Source organism: Pseudomonas sp. Pseusp21, assembly GCF_059492145.1.
The window spans coordinates 2,760,616-2,776,839 of record NZ_CP168520.1 but is presented as its reverse complement, the minus strand read 5'-3'; the positions used below and the strand labels follow the sequence as shown (position 1 = coordinate 2,776,839).

Genomic DNA, 16,224 nt, shown 5'->3' with positions numbered 1-16,224 from the left:
CCGATCATCAGCGCCGATCAGGGCGCAGCGCCCTGGGTCTGCGGCTTGTCGAGTTTGACCTCAAAGCCGTATTGCACGGTGGCGAGGTCGGTTCGCTGGTAGGTTTCAACGTGCGTCGGACGGCCGTAGAAATAATGCACGCCGAATAACGCCGGCCCTTCCGTGCTCGCGTCGTGGCTGACCGACAGAATCCGCTTCAGATAATGACCGCTGTCGTCCTTGACGAAGAATCGCCATTCGTTGGCGGGGAATCGCTTCAAATCCACCACCAACGCGTTGTTCCTGATTTCCAGACCTTTAGGCAGGGCCTTGGCTTCATAAGCCTGTTTGTCCACCGTGGCCAGGAACAACGGCATCGAGCCGACGGCAATCGCCGGGGTTTCCGGGAACAGGTTCAGGTCATAAGTGATGGTCGCCTGCAGCGGGTCGACCTGATACGCCTCGGGCGGCAGTTCGATCGGCTCGTCGAGTTTGCCATTGTGTTTTTCAGTGAAGAACGTCACCGGGCTTTCGCCGGGGCTGAAGTCGTCGCCGAGCATTTCATCGTTGAAGGTTTTGCGGTGGTCGAACTCGATCCGCGCGGCGCTCGGCTCTTCAACAGACTGGCGGATATGGACGCCGCTTTTCAGCTGTTCTTCAGTCAGGGACGCGCCTTTGAGCCATTCGGGCGCCTGATCGTCGTAGACAGTGATCGGCAGGTCGAGCGGCTGCACGGTTTTTTCCGTGGTGTGCGGATCGAATTCGCGCACGGGCAAGTCCAGCGCCTTGCGGGTGACGGTTGCTTCGGAAAAATCCAGCAGGCTGACTTCGAGGGTGTCGATCGGGCCGTTGAAGTACACCTTGTTGTAGTGGCGCGGATGCTGTTGTTCAAAGGCCTGTTGTTCATCGTCCAGCTTTTTTTCCAGGACGTCGCTCCAGGCTTTTTGCTGTTGCAGGTAGGCCAGCTGCTTTTGATAGAACGCCACCTGCTCGGGGTTTTCATTGATGGCGCCGGCGCGCACCAGAAACTGGCCCGTCGAGTCGCGGGCCTGGACGATCAACGGATTGAGCCGGGTATTGGCGACTTCCGGGGCGAGCGGCAGTTGGTTGCTGAACTCGAGTTCGGCGTAGTGTGTGTCCAGTTTCAGCAAGGTCACGCTGAGGTTGCCATCGGAGCGGGTCTGGCCGACGTCCTTTTTATCCAGATTGAAACTGTGCAGGCGTTTCGGGGCGATGACTTCCACCTGTCCTTGCAGGCTGACCGGGCGCGGCAGGTTCTTCTTGTCGACATTCAACCCTTCGATGAACGGGTAGGTGACGGTCAGGTCGTCGGGGTTGGTGACGTTGGAGCTGGACGGACTCAACTGAATACCCGGATCGGTTTCCGACCATTCCGGCTGATAGGCGATCACCCGTTTGTTGCTCAGGGTCACCGAGTGCCACTCCACGCCATGGGGGAACAGAAAGCCGCCGGGGATGTTGAGATTGAAGGGGAACACCGGTTGCAGATCGGTGAGGTAATCGGAACTGGAATCCTTGTGCAGCACGAACAGGCCATTGATGAAGGTATCGACCAGCGTCTGTGGCGTGGGGTAGTGCCTGAGCACGCCGAGGGCGTCTTCGCCGTATTCGGTAATGGACGGTTTGTTGTCGAGCTTCTGTTGCGCGCGCTCGAGCAACAGCAGCGAACCGCCGAGTTCGGTCACGGCGTCCTTGAGTTTGGGGTCGGTGATGGCGTCCAGCGACTGCTCGAACTGCGCAGTCTTTTCTTCAAGACTGACGGCAGGCTTTTCATCGCCGGGCGAACACCCGCCAAGCAACAGGGCAAAGCAAATTCCGGCAGTCGTTATCGGCAATCGCACATCCATTTCCCGTCTTCCTGTGCACTGTCGCTGGGCTGTCAATGGTTTGGACACTAGCAGAAAAACTTTGACACACACACGCAGGTGGCGGATTTCCGGGCGGTTTCTGGCTGTCATGGGCGGCTGGTATACTCGCCGCCGATTTCAACCCTTCTTGTGTGAGAGTCAATGGAACGCTTTATCGAAAATGCAATGTACGCCACGCGCTGGCTGCTGGCGCCGATCTACATCGGGCTGTCCCTCGGGCTGCTGGCGCTGGCATTGAAATTCTTCCAGGAAGTGTTTCATGTCATTCCCAACGTTTTCTCCATGGCCGAGTCCGAGCTGATTCTGGTGCTGCTGTCGCTGATCGACATGGCGCTGGTCGGCGGCTTGCTGGTGATGGTGATGATTTCCGGCTACGAGAACTTCGTCTCCGAGCTGAACATCGATGAAGGCAAGGAAAAGCTCAGCTGGCTGGGCACCATGGACTCCTCGTCGCTGAAGATGAAAGTGGCGGCGTCGATCGTTGCAATCTCTTCGATCCATCTGCTGCGGATTTTCATGGATGCCAAGAACGTCGATCCCGAGCACCTGATGTGGTACGTGATCATCCACATGACCTTCGTGATCTCGGCGTTTGCCATGGGTTATCTGGACAAGCTCACCAAGCACTGATGAGCTGACGATTGCTGTAACAAAACCGCCCGTCTGTTGCGAAACAGACGGGCGGTGTCGTTTGTGGCTTGTACTTTGATCCGCCGAGGCATATCCCTGTAGGTCTCAAGGCTCGTCACCGCGTGAGGTGCGTTCATGAACCTGCAAGAGTTGAATGCGTTTGCCGTCGCCAGAAAGGTCGACGAACTGAACCTGATCTCCATGGAAGGCGGGATCTATCTGCTTGAAGCCCGGATGCATGGCGCAGCGTACCCGCTGAGCGACCCGCAAGGGAAAATGCTGACGCTGCGTTCGGTCGAGCATGCCCGGGATCTACTGCATAACTTTCCGGTGCTGCCGTTCAACCTGGTACACACCTCGGTGCACGATGAAATGTGCGGTCTTGGCGCCAGTGCCGAAGAGAGCCTGAAGGTGCCGCTGGCCTGGCGATCCGCGCTGTAGGCGCTGGGGCCTGATCACTGCCGGAACATCTGTGCTAGTCTGCTCGCCCTTTTGGTTCCGGGCGCGCCGGGACGCGCTGTGTACGCACGGCAGGTCCTGAGGCCGTCCGCACAGCGGAGCAGTGTCATGTCCGAAGTAAATCTGTCCACCGACGAAACCCGCGTCAGCTACGGTATCGGCCGTCAGCTGGGTGACCAGCTGCGCGACAACCCGCCACCGGGTGTCAGCCTGGACGCCATCCTGGCCGGCCTGACCGACGCATTCGCCGGTAAGGAAAGCCGTGTAAGCCAGGAAGCCATGTCCGCCAGCTTCAAGGTGATCCGCGAGATCATGCAAGCCGAAGCCGCTGCCAAAGCTGAAGCCGCTGCTGGCGAAGGCCTGGCATTCCTGGCTGAAAACGCCAAGAAAGAAGGCATCACCACCCTGGCCTCCGGCCTGCAGTTCGAAGTACTGACTCAAGGTGAAGGCGCCAAGCCATCCCGTGAAGACACCGTGCGTACTCACTACCACGGCACGCTGATCGACGGCACTGTGTTCGACAGCTCCTACGAGCGTGGCCAGCCGGCTGAATTCCCGGTTGGCGGCGTTATCGCTGGCTGGACCGAAGCCCTGCAACTGATGAATGCCGGCAGCAAATGGCGTCTGTACGTGCCGAGCGAACTGGCTTACGGCGCTCAAGGCGTTGGCAGCATCCCGCCGCACAGCGTTCTGGTGTTCGACGTCGAGCTGCTCGACGTTCTGTAATCCCGTTACCCTGCACAAGCGTGGCTTGTGCAGGGTTTCTCCGCCGTTCTCATACTTCGATCTTGTGATGCAGCTCACTGGTCGGGCGCAAGGCCCGGGCATAGCAGAACAGGAACAGATTGCGCACCAGCTCCTTGAGCACCAATGGCTCGCTGGAACTCAGGCCGCTGACGTCCAGATCCCCTTGATCCTGCAACTCGTGCAGGGCTTCTTCTTCCAGTACGGCACAGACTTCACCGGTTTCCCGATGCAGGATCCTGAGGTACGGGTGCGGGCGATCCAGCCAGGCGTCGATCAAATAAGTCATGGGTCTCATCTCCATTGAAAGGGTTTCAATGAGAATAATTCTTATTCGTCAAATAGCAAGCGCCTATTGGCGGTTTGTGATTTTTTGCGGGTAAAGATTGCGTAAGGTCAAAACGGCTGGCGTTTGGCTATTGCGAGGATTTGTTGGGGATTGCGGGGGAGGGCGAAGCTCCATCCCACGGCGGGCGCGGGATGGAAGACAGCAGACTCAGACTTTTCTGACGAACTCGGATTTGAGTTTCATCGGGCCGATGCCGTCGATCTTGCAGTCGATGTCGTGATCGCCATCGCACAGGCGGATGTTCTTGACCTTGGTGCCGACCTTGACCACCAGCGAGGTGCCCTTGACCTTCAGGTCCTTGATCACGGTGATGGTGTCGCCGTCCTGCAGGACGTTACCGACCGAATCTTTCTTCACGGCGTCATCGGACGCCACTTCGGCTTCACCGCCGGCAGACCACTCGTGGGCGCACTCCGGGCACACCAGTTGGGTGCCGTCTTCGTAGGTGTATTCGGAATTGCATTTCGGGCAGGGTGGCAACGTGCTCACTAAGGCTCCTTGGAAAGGGGATCGCTAAAAGTCGCACATTGTATAGGGTTTTAGCCGCCGATGGCAGGCAACAAAAAACCGCAGGCTCCAACGGAGGCTGCGGTTTTTAGATGACGCGATGCTGATCAGTGCGTGCGGGCGACCGCGAACTCGCTCAGCTCAACCAGCGCATCGCGGTATTCGCTGGCCGGCAGCGCGTCGAGGCACTTGATCGCACGGGCCACGTAATCACGGGCCAGTTGCGCGGTGTATTCCAGCGAACCGGAGGCTTCCACGGCGATGCGGATGCTTTCCAGGTCTTCGATCCCGCCTTTCTGGATTGCCTGACGCACCAGTGCAGCTTGCTCTGGCGTGCCTTCGCGCATGGTGTAGATCAGCGGCAGGGTTGGCTTGCCTTCGGCCAGATCGTCACCGACGTTCTTGCCCAGAGTTTCGGCGTCGCCCTTGTAGTCGAGCAGGTCGTCGACCAGTTGGAACGCCACGCCCAGGTGATCGCCGAAGGTGCGCAGGGCTTCGCTCTGCTCGGCGGTGGCACCGGCCAGCGCCGCGGCACTGTGGGTCGAAGCCTCGAACAGCATCGCGGTCTTGCCGCGGATGACTTCCATGTAGGTTTCTTCGGTGGTGCTGGCGTCGCGGACCTTGGACAGTTGCAGCACTTCGCCTTCGGCGATGATGCGCGTGGCCTGGGACAGGATCTTCATCACCGGCATCGAGCCCAGTTCGACCATCATCTCGAACGAGCGCGAGTACAGAAAGTCGCCCACCAGTACGCTCGGGGCGTTGCCCCACATGGCGTTGGCGGTGGAACGGCCACGGCGCATGCCGGACATGTCGACCACGTCGTCATGCAGCAGGGTGGCGGTGTGCAGGAATTCGATGGTGGCGGCCAGCAGGCGCATGTCGTCGCCTTCGCGACCCAGGGCCTTGCCACACAGCAGCACCAATAAAGGACGCAGGCGTTTGCCGCCGGCCGACGTGATGTAATCGCCGATTTTCGATACCAGCGGCACTCGGGAAGTCAGCTGCTTCTTGATGATGCCGTCGACGGCGCTAAAATCGTCCGCCACCGCGCGGTAGAAAGCTTGGGGTTGCATCAGCGACAGGTGCTCCAGAAGGGTTGCGCGGCATGCTAGGACCCACGTCCGGGCCTGTCAAGGCGCGATGGACGGCCCCTTGCATGACTTCGAAGGCTTGCGTACAATCGCGCACCCTGAACTTCCTGGGCAGCACCTGCCTTACGCAATTGCACTTGGGCCGTTCCAGCCCCATGCAGCCATGCCAGCCAATACCTCTTCTTATAAAGAGCTGGGTGAGCAGGATTATCGGAGAAATACCATGTACGCAGTAATCGTTACCGGCGGTAAGCAATACAAGGTCGCTGAAGGTGAATACCTGAAGATCGAAAAACTGGAAGTCGCCACTGGCGAATCCGTGACTTTTGACCGCGTTCTGTTGGTCGCCAACGGCGACGACGTGAACATCGGCGCACCTGTTGTTGCTGGCGCAACCGTCAAGGCTGAAGTGATCTCCCAAGGTCGTCACGATAAAGTCCGCATCATCAAGTTCCGTCGCCGTAAGCACCACATGAAGCGTATGGGCCACCGCCAGTGGTTCACCGAGATCAAAATCACCGGTATTCAGGCTTAATTACAGCCTAATTCCTCACTAGGAGAATTGAACTCATGGCACACAAAAAAGCTGGTGGTAGTACCCGTAACGGTCGCGACTCAGAAGCCAAACGCCTTGGCGTGAAGATGTATGGCGGCCAGGTCATCAAGGCCGGCAACATCATCGTGCGTCAGCGCGGCACCCAATTCCACGCTGGCTACGGCGTTGGCATGGGTAAGGATCACACCCTCTTCGCGAAAATCGAAGGCGTGATCAAGTTTGAAGTAAAAGGCGCCTTCGGTCGTCGTTACGTGAGCGTTGTCGCAGCCTAACTGCGAGAGTGCTGGAGAAGCCCTGTCTTGCGACGGGGCTTTTTCGTTTGTGGGGTGAGTCTCTTGCAAAGCTGTTTGTATGGGCTGCCGGCGTGCGATGCAGGTCGTGGATTGGGGTCGCTGCGCTCATTTTTGCAAGAGTCTTATGTCTTGATTGTTTTTCGGCTCGTCCGTACGGCGAGAGGCGTTGGTTATGAAGTTTGTTGATGAAGTATCGATCCGCGTAAAGGCTGGCGACGGCGGCAATGGCTGCATGAGTTTCCGTCGGGAAAAGTTCATTGAAAACGGCGGCCCGAACGGTGGTGATGGCGGTGACGGCGGTTCCATCTACATGATGGCCGACGAAAACCTGAACACCCTGGTGGACTACCGTTACACCCGGCACTTCGATGCCGAGCGTGGCTCCAACGGCGGCAGCACCGACTGCACCGGCAAGAAGGGTGAAGACCTGATCCTGCGCGTGCCGGTCGGCACCACCGTGATCGACTCCGCCACCCAGGAAGTCATCGGCGACCTGACCAAGGCCGGTCAGAAACTGATGGTGGTGCAGGGCGGCTGGCACGGTCTGGGCAATACCCGTTTCAAATCCAGTACCAACCGTGCGCCGCGCCAGACCACGCCGGGCAAGCCGGGCGAGCAGCGCGACCTGAAGCTGGAAATGAAAGTGCTGGCCGACGTCGGTCTGCTGGGTCTGCCGAACGCCGGTAAAAGTACCTTTATCCGCTCGGTGTCGGCTGCCAAGCCGAAAGTTGCCGATTACCCGTTTACCACTCTGGTGCCGAACCTGGGTGTGGTCAGCGTTGATCGCTGGAAAAGCTTCGTCATCGCCGACATTCCGGGTCTGATCGAAGGCGCTTCCGACGGTGCCGGTCTGGGTATTCGTTTCCTCAAGCACCTGGCGCGTACCCGTCTGTTGCTGCACCTTGTCGACATGGCGCCACTGGATGAAAGCAGCGCTCCGGACGCCGCTGAAGTGATCGTCAACGAGCTGATCAAGTTCAGCCCGTCGCTGGCCGAGCGTGACCGCTGGCTGGTGCTGAACAAGTGCGACCAGATCCTCGAAGAAGAGCACGAAGCGCGGGTCAAGGAAATCGTCGATCGTCTGGAGTGGACCGGTCCGGTCTACGTGATCTCGGCCATCGCCAAAGAAGGCACCGAGCGCCTGACGCGCGACATCATGCGTTATCTGGAGGATCGTGCCGATCGCCTGGCCAATGACCCGGCCTACAAGGAAGAGCTGGCCGATCTGGATCAGCGCATCGAAGACGAAGCCCGTGCGCAGTTGCAGGCGCTGGATGACAAGCGTGCCCTGCGTCGCAGTGGCGTGAAGTCGGTCCATGACATCGGCGACGATGACTGGGACGAAGAAGATGTGGATGACGAAGACGGTCCGGAAATCATTTACGTGCGCGACTGATTCGTTGCAGTAAACTTAAGCGCCGCTCAATCGAGCGGCGTTTTAGTATCTGGAAATCGATTGTTGGTCACGAAGAACCACGAATAACGTCACGGGCAGTGCCAGGTCGCGCTGCCCTCAAGCTAAGGTTGAAGATGATGCGGAGCAAGGTGACAGGTGCGCAGCGTTGGGTCGTGAAGATCGGCAGCGCTTTGCTGACAGCGGATGGCAAAGGGCTGGATCGCGCGGCAATGGGTGTCTGGGTCGAGCAGATGGTGGCTTTGCACGAGGCCGGCGTCGAGCTGGTGCTGGTGTCCTCCGGGGCAGTGGCGGCGGGCATGAGTCGCCTCGGCTGGACCGCGCGACCCAGTGCGATGCACGAGCTTCAGGCTGCCGCTGCAATCGGTCAGATGGGCTTGGTGCAGGCCTGGGAATCGAGCTTTGCCGAGCATGGCCGGCATACTGCGCAGATTCTCCTGACCCACGACGACCTGTCTGACCGCAAGCGCTACCTGAATGCCCGCAGCACCTTGCGTGCGTTGGTCGAACTGAAAGTCATCCCGGTGATCAACGAGAACGACACCGTGGTTACCGACGAAATCCGCTTCGGTGACAACGACACGCTCGCGGCGCTGGTTGCCAATCTGGTCGAGGCCGATCTGCTGGTGATCCTGACGGATCGCGACGGTATGTTCGACGCCGATCCGCGCAATAACCCTGACGCCCAGCTGATTTACGAAGCGCGCGCCGATGATCCGACGCTGGATGCGGTGGCGGGCGGTACCGGTGGTGCGCTGGGGCGTGGCGGCATGCAGACCAAGCTGCGCGCGGCGCGTCTGGCGGCGCGTTCCGGGGCGCACACCATCATTGTCGGCGGGCGTCTGGAGCGCGTGCTCGATCGTCTGAAGGCGGGTGAGCGGATTGGGACGCTGCTGTCGCCTGAGCGCGGCATGCTCGCGGCGCGCAAGCAGTGGCTGGCCGGTCATCTGCAAACCCGTGGCACGCTGGTGCTGGATGATGGTGCGGTTTCCGCGTTGTCCCAAGGCAACAAAAGCCTGTTGCCGGTCGGGGTCAAGCTGGTTCAGGGCAGTTTCCGTCGCGGCGAAATGGTTGTGTGCGTGGCGCCGGACGGTCGTGAGATCGCCCGTGGCCTGGCCAACTACAGTGCACTGGAAGCACAAAAAATCATCGGTCAGTCGTCGGATGCGATTGTCGGTTTGCTGGGTTACATGGCTGAGCCGGAACTGGTTCACCGTGACAACCTGATTCTGGTGTAAGGAAAACGCGATGCGCATGGCAAAAGGATTGTTGGGGTTGTTGATGGTGTTGCCGTTGCTGGCCTCGGCCGAGGAAATCGGTCAGGTGTCGACGGTGTTCAAATTTGTCGGGCCGAACGACCGGATCGTGGTCGAGGCATTCGATGACCCGAAGGTTGAAGGTGTGACCTGCTACCTGTCGCGCGCCAAAACGGGTGGTGTGAAAGGTGGGTTGGGTCTGGCCGAGGATCGTGCCGAGGCGTCCATTGCTTGCCGCCAGGTCGGGCCGATCAACTTCAGGGGTGAGTTGAAGGATGGCGAAGAGGTGTTCAAGGAGCGTACCTCGCTGGTGTTCAAGACCATGCAGGTGGTGCGCTTCCTCGACAAGAAGCGCAATACGCTGGTGTATCTGGTCTACAGCGATCGCCTGATCGAGGGTAGTCCGCAGAATGCGGTGACTGCGATTCCGATTTTGCCGTGGGCGTCAGCTCATTAATCACGCGTAAAAAAAGAGGAGCCGATTGGCTCCTCTTTTTTTTGGCCTTGATTTCAGCAAATCGCAGGCAATAAAAAACCGACCCTGAGGTCGGTTTTTTAATGACTACGTCGCTTAGGCAGCTTCTTTCAGTGCCTTGACGTGGCCATTCAGACGGCTCTTATGGCGAGCAGCCTTGTTCTTGTGGATGATGCCTTTATCGGCCATACGGTCGATAACTGGCACAGCCAGAACGTATGCAGCTTGAGCTTTTTCAGCGTCTTTTGCGTCGATGGCTTTAACTACATTCTTGATGTAGGTACGAACCATGGAACGCAGGCTGGCGTTGTGGCTGCGACGCTTCTCAGCCTGTTTTGCACGTTTTTTGGCGGAAGGTGAGTTGGCCACCGTCGAGCTCCTCGAAAGACTTTTTAGGAAATAGCAAACAAAATAGGCCGCGAATCATGCCGATGAGTTGAAGTCTTGTCAAGGGCGCTTGAAACGTTCCGCTAAGTGGTAGGCGTGGTGCGACGGGATATTTCTTTCCGGCGTGTGACCTGTAAACTCGCGAGCTTTGGCTCTGTGCTGTTGCGGCGCGGAGTATCGCACAAGTGGGCGCGTTATTCGCCTGCTGTTTATCGACAGGCACACATTCCTTCAATGAATCTGCTCAAATCGTTGGCCGCCGTCAGCTCTATCACGATGCTTTCCCGGATTCTCGGGTTTGTTCGCGACACGCTCATCGCCCGCACCTTCGGCGCCGGAATGGCGACCGACGCCTTCTTCATCGCCTTCAAACTGCCCAACCTGCTGCGCAGGATTTTCGCCGAGGGCGCATTTTCCCAGGCTTTTGTGCCGATCCTGGCCGAATATAAAAGCCAGAAAGGCGAAGAGGCGACCCGCACCTTTATTGCCTACGTTTCCGGTCTGCTGACGCTGGTGCTGGCGCTGGTCACCGCGCTGGGCATGATTGCCGCGCCCTGGGTGATCTGGGCCACGGCGCCGGGTTTCACCGATACCCCGGAAAAATTCCAGCTGACCTCCGACCTGTTGCGAGTGACCTTCCCCTATATATTGCTGATCTCCCTGTCTTCCCTGGCGGGGGCGATCCTCAATACCTGGAACCGTTTCTCGGTGCCGGCATTCGTGCCGACGCTGCTCAACGTCAGCATGATCGTGTTTTCGCTGTTCCTGACGCCGTACTTCGATCCACCGGTCATGGCCCTCGGCTGGGCAGTGCTGGTCGGCGGCCTCGCGCAACTGCTCTACCAACTGCCGCACCTGAAAAAGATCGGCATGCTGGTGCTGCCACGTCTGAATCTGCGCGACACCGGCGTCTGGCGGGTGATGAAACAGATGTTGCCGGCGATCATCGGCGTCTCGGTCAGTCAGATTTCGCTGATCATCAACACTATTTTCGCCTCGTTCCTGGTGGCGGGCTCTGTGTCGTGGATGTATTACGCCGACCGTTTGATGGAGCTGCCGTCCGGTGTGCTCGGTGTGGCGCTGGGCACGATCCTGCTGCCGACATTGGCCAAGACCTATGCGAGCAAGGATCGCCACGAGTATTCGCGGATTCTCGACTGGGGTCTGCGCCTGTGCTTCGTGCTGGTGCTGCCATGCGCGCTGGCGCTGGGTATCCTGGCCGAGCCGTTGACGGTTTCGTTGTTCCAGTACGGCCAGTTCAGCGGGTTTGATGCGGAAATGACGCAGCGGGCATTGATTGCCTATTCTGTCGGTCTGCTCGGCATTATCGTGATCAAAGTGTTGGCGCCTGGCTTTTATGCGCAACAGAACATCCGGACACCGGTAAAAATCGCAATCTTCACCCTGGTGGTGACGCAGCTGTTCAACCTGGTGTTGATCGGTCCGCTGGCCCACGCCGGTCTGGCGTTGGCGATCAGCGCCGGTGCCTGCCTGAACGCCGGACTGCTGTTCTATCAACTGCGCAAGCAGCAGATGTATCAACCGCAGCCGGGCTGGCTGAAGTTCGGTTTCAAGCTGTTGGTCGCGGTGGCGGTGATGTCGGCCGTGCTGTTGATCGGCATGCATTTCATGCCCGCGTGGGATCAGGGCCACATGCTTGAGCGCTTCCTGCGCCTGGGCGCGTTGGTGATTGCTGGCGTGGTCGCCTATTTCGGCATGTTGCTGCTGCTCGGTTTCCGCCTGCGCGACTTCAATCGCAAGGCGTTGAGCTGAGGTTTCACCCCTGAAAGACGGGCGCGAGCCGGCAGTTTTGTCGGCTCGATCACTTTGGGTTACGGTGTTGCCTGTCGTCGGCCGTCGGGTGTGGTTATAATCGGCCACTTTATGAGCAAGAAGCGCGTTATGCAGCTGGTTCGAGGCCTCCACAATCTGCGCCCCCAGCATCGGGGCTGCGTCGCCACTATTGGCAACTTTGACGGTGTTCACCGTGGTCACCAGGCCATCCTGGCCCGACTGCGTGAGCGTGCGCTCGAGTTGGGCGTACCCAGCTGCGTGGTGATTTTCGAGCCGCAGCCACGGGAGTTTTTTGCCCCGGAGACCGCGCCGGCGCGTCTGGCCCGGTTGCGCGACAAGCTGCAACTGCTGGCCGCCGAAGGCGTCGACCGGGTCTTGTGTCTGGCCTTCAACCAGCGCTTGAGCAAGCTCAGCGCCAGCGAGTTCGTCGATACCATCCTGGTTGATGGCCTCGGCGTGCAGCATCTGGAGGTCGGTGATGATTTCCGCTTCGGTTGCGACCGCCTCGGCGATTTCGATTTCCTGTTGCAGGCCGGGCAGGTCCACGGCTTTACCGTGGAAGCCGCGCAAACCGTCGAGCTGGACGGCATTCGCGTCAGCAGCACCCAGGTGCGCAACGCGTTGGCCGCCGCCGATTTCGCGCTGGCTGAACGCCTGCTGGGTCGCCCGTACCGGATTGCCGGTCGCGTGCTGCATGGCCAGAAACTGGCCCGCCAACTGGGTACGCCCACGGCGAACATTCAACTGAAACGCCGTCGCGTGCCGTTCACCGGGGTTTACCTGGTCGACGTCGACATCGACGGCAAGACCTGGCCCGGCGTCGCCAATATCGGCGTTCGGCCCACGGTCCAAGGTGATGGCAAGGCCCACCTTGAAGTCCATCTTTTAGATTTTGCCGGCGATCTGTATGACCGGCGTTTGACGGTGGTTTTCCACCAGAAGCTGCGTGAAGAGCAGCGTTTCGCCTCCCTGGAGGCATTGAAAACGGCGATCAGCGCGGATGTCGCCGCCGCCCGTGCACTAGCCGCACCTAGCGCCCATCGCTAATGAAGAGCCTTAAATGACCGACTATAAAGCCACGCTAAACCTTCCGGACACCGCCTTCCCAATGAAGGCCGGCCTGCCACAGCGCGAACCGCAGATCCTGCAGCGCTGGGACAGTATTGGCCTGTACGGAAAGTTGCGCGAGATTGGCAAGGATCGTCCGAAGTTCGTCCTGCACGACGGCCCTCCGTACGCCAACGGTACGATTCACATCGGTCACGCACTGAACAAGATTCTCAAGGACATGATCATCCGCTCGAAGACCCTGTCGGGCTTCGACGCGCCGTATGTCCCGGGCTGGGATTGCCACGGCCTGCCGATCGAGCACAAGGTCGAAGTGACTCACGGCAAGAACCTGGGCGCGGACAAGACCCGCGAACTCTGCCGTGCGTACGCCACCGAGCAGATCGAAGGGCAGAAGACCGAGTTCATCCGCCTCGGCGTGCTGGGCGACTTCGCCAACCCGTACAAGACCATGAACTTCAAGAACGAGGCTGGTGAAATCCGTGCCCTCGCCGAAATCGTCAAGGGCGGTTTCGTGTTCAAGGGCCTGAAGCCGGTGAACTGGTGCTTCGATTGCGGTTCGGCCCTGGCCGAAGCGGAAGTCGAGTACGAGAACAAGAAGTCCTCGACCATCGACGTAGCGTTCCCTATCGCTGACGAGGCCAAACTGGCTGCCGCGTTCGGTCTGCCGTCCCTGGGCAAACCGGCCTCGATCGTGATCTGGACCACCACCCCGTGGACCATCCCGGCCAACCAGGCGCTCAACGTTCATCCGGAATTCACCTACGCCCTGGTCGACATCGGCGACAAGCTGCTGGTGCTGGCTGAAGAGCTGGTCGAATCCTGCCTGACCCGTTACGGCGTCGAAGGCACTGTATTGGCGACCGCACCGGGTTCGGCGCTGGAGCTGATCAATTTCCGTCACCCGTTCTATGACCGTCTGTCGCCGGTGTACCTGGCCGACTACGTGGAACTGGGCGCCGGCACCGGCGTGGTTCACTCCGCCCCGGCCTACGGTGTTGACGACTTCGTGACCTGCAAGAAATACGGCATGGTCAACGACGACATCCTCAACCCGGTACAGAGCAACGGCGTCTATGTGCCGTCGCTGGAGTTCTTCGGCGGCCAGTTCATCTGGAAGGCCAACCCGGCCATCGTCGACAAGCTGACCGAAGTCGGTGCGCTGCTGCACACTACCGTCATCGAACACAGCTACATGCACTGCTGGCGCCACAAGACCCCGCTGATCTACCGCGCCACCGCGCAGTGGTTCATCGGCATGGACAAAGAGCCAGTCAGCGGCGACACCCTGCGCGTGCGCTCGCTCAAAGCCATCGAAGAAACCAAGTTCGTTCCGGCCTGGGGGCAGGCGCGCCTGCACTCGATGATCGCCAACCGTCCGGACTGGTGCATCTCCCGTCAGCGCAATTGGGGCGTGCCGATCCCGTTCTTCCTGAACAAGGAAAGCGGCGAGCTGCACCCACGTACCGTCGAGCTGATGGAAGAAGTCGCCAAGCGCGTTGAAGTCGAAGGCATCGAAGCCTGGTTCAAACTCGACGCTGCCGAACTGCTGGGCGATGAAGCGCCGCAGTACGACAAGATCAGCGACACCCTCGACGTCTGGTTCGACTCGGGTACCACCCACTGGCACGTCCTGCGCGGTTCGCACCCGATGGGCCACGAGACCGGTCCGCGTGCCGACCTGTACCTGGAAGGTTCGGACCAGCACCGTGGCTGGTTCCATTCGTCCTTGCTGACAGGTTGCGCCATCGACAACCACGCGCCGTACCGCGAGCTGCTGACCCACGGCTTCACCGTGGACGAGTCCGGGCGCAAGATGTCCAAGTCCCTGGGCAACGTGATCGCGCCGCAGAAAGTCAACGACACCCTGGGCGCCGACATCATGCGTCTGTGGGTCGCGTCGACCGACTACTCCGGCGAAATGGCTGTGTCCGAGCAGATCCTGCAGCGCAGCGCGGACGCCTACCGTCGTATTCGTAACACCGCGCGTTTCCTGCTTTCCAACCTGACCGGTTTCAACCCGGCCACCGATCTGCTGCCGGCCGAAGACATGCTGGCGCTGGATCGCTGGGCGGTGGACCGTACCCTGCTGCTGCAACGTGAGCTGCAAGAGCATTACGGCGAATACCGTTTCTGGAACGTCTACTCGAAGATCCACAACTTCTGCGTGCAGGAGCTGGGTGGTTTCTATCTGGACATCATCAAGGACCGCCAGTACACCACCGGCGCCGACAGCAAGGCCCGTCGTTCGTGCCAGACCGCGCTGTTCCACATCTCCGAAGCGCTGGTGCGCTGGATCGCGCCGATCCTGGCGTTCACCGCCGACGAGCTGTGGCAATACCTGCCGGGCGAGCGCAACGAATCGGTGATGCTCAACACCTGGTACGAAGGCCTGACCGAGTTGCCGGAAGGCTTCGAGCTGGGTCGCGAGTACTGGGATCGCATCATGGAAGTGAAGGTGGCGGTCAACAAAGAAATGGAAATCCAGCGCGCGGCCAAGGCCGTCGGTGGCAACCTGCAAGCCGAAGTGACGCTGTTCGCCGAAGACGCGCTGACCGCCGACCTGGCCAAACTGAGCAACGAGCTGCGCTTTGTCCTGATCACCTCGACTGCCACTGTTGCGCCGTTCGTGCAGGCTCCGGCCGACGCTGTGGCCACCGAAGTCAGCGGCCTGAAGCTGAAGATCGTCAAATCCGCCTTCCCGAAATGTGCCCGTTGCTGGCACTGCCGCGAAGACGTCGGCGTGAACCCGGAACATCCGGAAATCTGCGGCCGTTGCGTGGACAACATCGATGGCGCTGGCGAGGTTCGTCACTATGCCTAATGCCGTTGGCCGTTTCGGACGGCTGAGCTGGCTCTGGTTGAGCTTGCTGGTTCTGGTCATTGACCAGGCCAGCAAGTTCTACTTCGAAGGCAAGCTCGAGATGTTTCAGCAGATCGTGATCATCCCTGATTACTTCAGCTGGACACTGGCCTACAACACCGGCGCTGCCTTCAGCTTCCTCGCGGACAGCTCAGGCTGGCAGCGCTGGCTGTTCGCCCTGATCGCGATTGCGGTCAGTGCAGTGCTGGTGGTCTGGCTCAAGCGCCTGGGCCGCAACGAAACCTGGCTGGCCATCGCGCTGGCGCTGGTTCTTGGCGGCGCACTGGGCAACCTTTATGACCGCATTGCCCTGGGCCATGTGATCGACTTCATTCTGGTGCACTGGCAGAACCGCTGGTACTTCCCGGCGTTCAACTTCGCCGACAGCGCCATCACCGTTGGCGCGGTGATGCTGGCACTGGACATGTTCAAAACCAAGAAATCCGGAGAAACCGTTCATGACTGAA

The 16,224-nt window shown here is 59.7% G+C and carries 17 protein-coding genes; 12 read left to right on the top strand and 5 right to left on the bottom strand.

The genetic code is table 11. The features are described from left to right. Window positions 1-17 precede the first annotated feature (17 nt). Window positions 18-1,847, bottom strand: a complete 1,830-nt coding sequence (locus ACEN93_RS12585) for a hypothetical protein (RefSeq protein WP_085668047.1) — start codon at window positions 1,845-1,847, stop codon at window positions 18-20. A gap of 162 nt (window positions 1,848-2,009) precedes the next feature. On the opposite strand from ACEN93_RS12585, the gene ACEN93_RS12580 reads away from it, so the two are divergent. From ACEN93_RS12580 to bamJ, 3 genes are all read left to right on the top strand, one after another. Beyond that, on the top strand, window positions 2,010-2,498 hold the full coding sequence (locus tag ACEN93_RS12580; RefSeq protein WP_007950967.1) for a TIGR00645 family protein: 489 nt from the start codon (window positions 2,010-2,012) through the stop codon (window positions 2,496-2,498). Between the two features lie 135 nt (window positions 2,499-2,633). Then, complete coding sequence (locus ACEN93_RS12575) at window positions 2,634-2,939, top strand: DUF6482 family protein (protein WP_085668046.1); 306 nt, start codon at window positions 2,634-2,636, stop codon at window positions 2,937-2,939. Between the two features lie 126 nt (window positions 2,940-3,065). Then, entirely contained in the window at window positions 3,066-3,683 is a 618-nt protein-coding gene (gene bamJ, locus ACEN93_RS12570; RefSeq protein ID WP_007950965.1) for a BamJ family beta-barrel-assembly machinery protein, read from the top strand. Window positions 3,684-3,732: 49 nt separating this feature from the next. Here bamJ and ACEN93_RS12565 read toward each other — a convergent pair whose 3' ends face one another. From ACEN93_RS12565 to ACEN93_RS12555, 3 genes are all read right to left on the bottom strand, one after another. Then, window positions 3,733-3,990, bottom strand: coding sequence for a PA4570 family protein (locus tag ACEN93_RS12565; protein WP_039771721.1), 258 nt, complete (start codon window positions 3,988-3,990; stop codon window positions 3,733-3,735). 207 nt (window positions 3,991-4,197) lie between these two features. Further along, window positions 4,198-4,539, bottom strand: a complete 342-nt coding sequence (locus tag ACEN93_RS12560; RefSeq protein WP_007950963.1) for a zinc ribbon domain-containing protein YjdM — start codon at window positions 4,537-4,539, stop codon at window positions 4,198-4,200. A 125-nt stretch (window positions 4,540-4,664) separates the two neighbouring features. After that, window positions 4,665-5,633: a polyprenyl synthetase family protein gene (locus ACEN93_RS12555; RefSeq protein ID WP_007950962.1), complete on the bottom strand. Its 969-nt coding sequence runs from the start codon at window positions 5,631-5,633 to the stop codon at window positions 4,665-4,667. A 241-nt stretch (window positions 5,634-5,874) separates the two neighbouring features. Between ACEN93_RS12555 and rplU the strand changes: the two genes are divergently transcribed. The 5 genes from rplU to ACEN93_RS12530 all read left to right on the top strand — a co-directional run bounded on the left by rplU (window position 5,875) and on the right by ACEN93_RS12530 (window position 9,627). After that, a complete protein-coding gene (gene rplU, locus ACEN93_RS12550; protein WP_003228361.1) occupies window positions 5,875-6,186 on the top strand; it encodes a 50S ribosomal protein L21 in 312 nt (103 codons plus the stop codon). 35 nt (window positions 6,187-6,221) lie between these two features. Further along, on the top strand, window positions 6,222-6,479 hold the full coding sequence (gene rpmA / locus ACEN93_RS12545; protein ID WP_003228360.1) for a 50S ribosomal protein L27: 258 nt from the start codon (window positions 6,222-6,224) through the stop codon (window positions 6,477-6,479). 193 nt (window positions 6,480-6,672) lie between these two features. Continuing rightward, window positions 6,673-7,896 (top strand): Obg family GTPase CgtA, encoded by a 1,224-nt coding sequence (gene cgtA, locus ACEN93_RS12540; protein WP_039771717.1) that lies wholly within the window; start codon window positions 6,673-6,675, stop codon window positions 7,894-7,896. Between the two features lie 137 nt (window positions 7,897-8,033). Further along, window positions 8,034-9,152 carry a glutamate 5-kinase gene (gene proB, locus ACEN93_RS12535; RefSeq protein WP_045121906.1) on the top strand — a complete coding sequence of 373 codons (1,119 nt, stop codon included), beginning with the start codon at window positions 8,034-8,036 and terminating at the stop codon, window positions 9,150-9,152. A gap of 10 nt (window positions 9,153-9,162) precedes the next feature. Further along, entirely contained in the window at window positions 9,163-9,627 is a 465-nt protein-coding gene (locus ACEN93_RS12530) for a CreA family protein (RefSeq protein WP_039771714.1), read from the top strand. Between the two features lie 114 nt (window positions 9,628-9,741). Here the strand turns inward: ACEN93_RS12530 and rpsT are convergent, their stop codons facing one another. Continuing rightward, window positions 9,742-10,014, bottom strand: a complete 273-nt coding sequence (gene rpsT, locus ACEN93_RS12525; RefSeq protein ID WP_003228351.1) for a 30S ribosomal protein S20 — start codon at window positions 10,012-10,014, stop codon at window positions 9,742-9,744. Window positions 10,015-10,266: 252 nt separating this feature from the next. Between rpsT and murJ the strand changes: the two genes are divergently transcribed. The 4 genes from murJ to lspA all read left to right on the top strand — a co-directional run bounded on the left by murJ (window position 10,267) and on the right by lspA (window position 16,223). Further along, window positions 10,267-11,805, top strand: a complete 1,539-nt coding sequence (gene murJ / locus ACEN93_RS12520) for a murein biosynthesis integral membrane protein MurJ (protein WP_085668045.1) — start codon at window positions 10,267-10,269, stop codon at window positions 11,803-11,805. Window positions 11,806-11,934: 129 nt separating this feature from the next. Beyond that, window positions 11,935-12,873: a bifunctional riboflavin kinase/FAD synthetase gene (gene ribF / locus ACEN93_RS12515; RefSeq protein WP_007959537.1), complete on the top strand. Its 939-nt coding sequence runs from the start codon at window positions 11,935-11,937 to the stop codon at window positions 12,871-12,873. Window positions 12,874-12,886: 13 nt separating this feature from the next. Then, a complete protein-coding gene (ileS, locus tag ACEN93_RS12510) occupies window positions 12,887-15,718 on the top strand; it encodes an isoleucine--tRNA ligase (RefSeq protein ID WP_074691488.1) in 2,832 nt (943 codons plus the stop codon). Beyond that, complete coding sequence (gene lspA / locus ACEN93_RS12505) at window positions 15,711-16,223, top strand: signal peptidase II (protein ID WP_074691487.1); 513 nt, start codon at window positions 15,711-15,713, stop codon at window positions 16,221-16,223. Before ileS ends, lspA begins: the two co-directional genes overlap by 8 nt. Window position 16,224 lies beyond the last annotated feature (1 nt).

Excerpts from the sequence above, each read along its gene's own strand:
- lspA (WP_074691487.1), top strand. The coding sequence starts at position 15,711 with ATGCCTAATGCCGTTGGCCGTTTCGGACGGCTGAGCTGGCTCTGGTTG.
- ACEN93_RS12575 (WP_085668046.1), top strand. The coding sequence starts at position 2,634 with ATGAACCTGCAAGAGTTGAATGCGTTTGCCGTCGCCAGAAAGGTCGAC.
- proB (WP_045121906.1), top strand. The coding sequence starts at position 8,034 with ATGCGGAGCAAGGTGACAGGTGCGCAGCGTTGGGTCGTGAAGATCGGC.
- ACEN93_RS12580 (WP_007950967.1), top strand. The coding sequence starts at position 2,010 with ATGGAACGCTTTATCGAAAATGCAATGTACGCCACGCGCTGGCTGCTG.
- cgtA (WP_039771717.1), top strand. The coding sequence starts at position 6,673 with ATGAAGTTTGTTGATGAAGTATCGATCCGCGTAAAGGCTGGCGACGGC.
- ACEN93_RS12565 (WP_039771721.1), bottom strand. The coding sequence starts at position 3,990 with ATGACTTATTTGATCGACGCCTGGCTGGATCGCCCGCACCCGTACCTC.
- rpmA (WP_003228360.1), top strand. The coding sequence starts at position 6,222 with ATGGCACACAAAAAAGCTGGTGGTAGTACCCGTAACGGTCGCGACTCA.
- ribF (WP_007959537.1), top strand. The coding sequence starts at position 11,935 with ATGCAGCTGGTTCGAGGCCTCCACAATCTGCGCCCCCAGCATCGGGGC.
- ACEN93_RS12530 (WP_039771714.1), top strand. The coding sequence starts at position 9,163 with ATGCGCATGGCAAAAGGATTGTTGGGGTTGTTGATGGTGTTGCCGTTG.
- bamJ (WP_007950965.1), top strand. The coding sequence starts at position 3,066 with ATGTCCGAAGTAAATCTGTCCACCGACGAAACCCGCGTCAGCTACGGT.
- murJ (WP_085668045.1), top strand. The coding sequence starts at position 10,267 with ATGAATCTGCTCAAATCGTTGGCCGCCGTCAGCTCTATCACGATGCTT.
- ACEN93_RS12585 (WP_085668047.1), bottom strand. The coding sequence starts at position 1,847 with ATGGATGTGCGATTGCCGATAACGACTGCCGGAATTTGCTTTGCCCTG.
- rplU (WP_003228361.1), top strand. The coding sequence starts at position 5,875 with ATGTACGCAGTAATCGTTACCGGCGGTAAGCAATACAAGGTCGCTGAA.
- ileS (WP_074691488.1), top strand. The coding sequence starts at position 12,887 with ATGACCGACTATAAAGCCACGCTAAACCTTCCGGACACCGCCTTCCCA.
- ACEN93_RS12555 (WP_007950962.1), bottom strand. The coding sequence starts at position 5,633 with ATGCAACCCCAAGCTTTCTACCGCGCGGTGGCGGACGATTTTAGCGCC.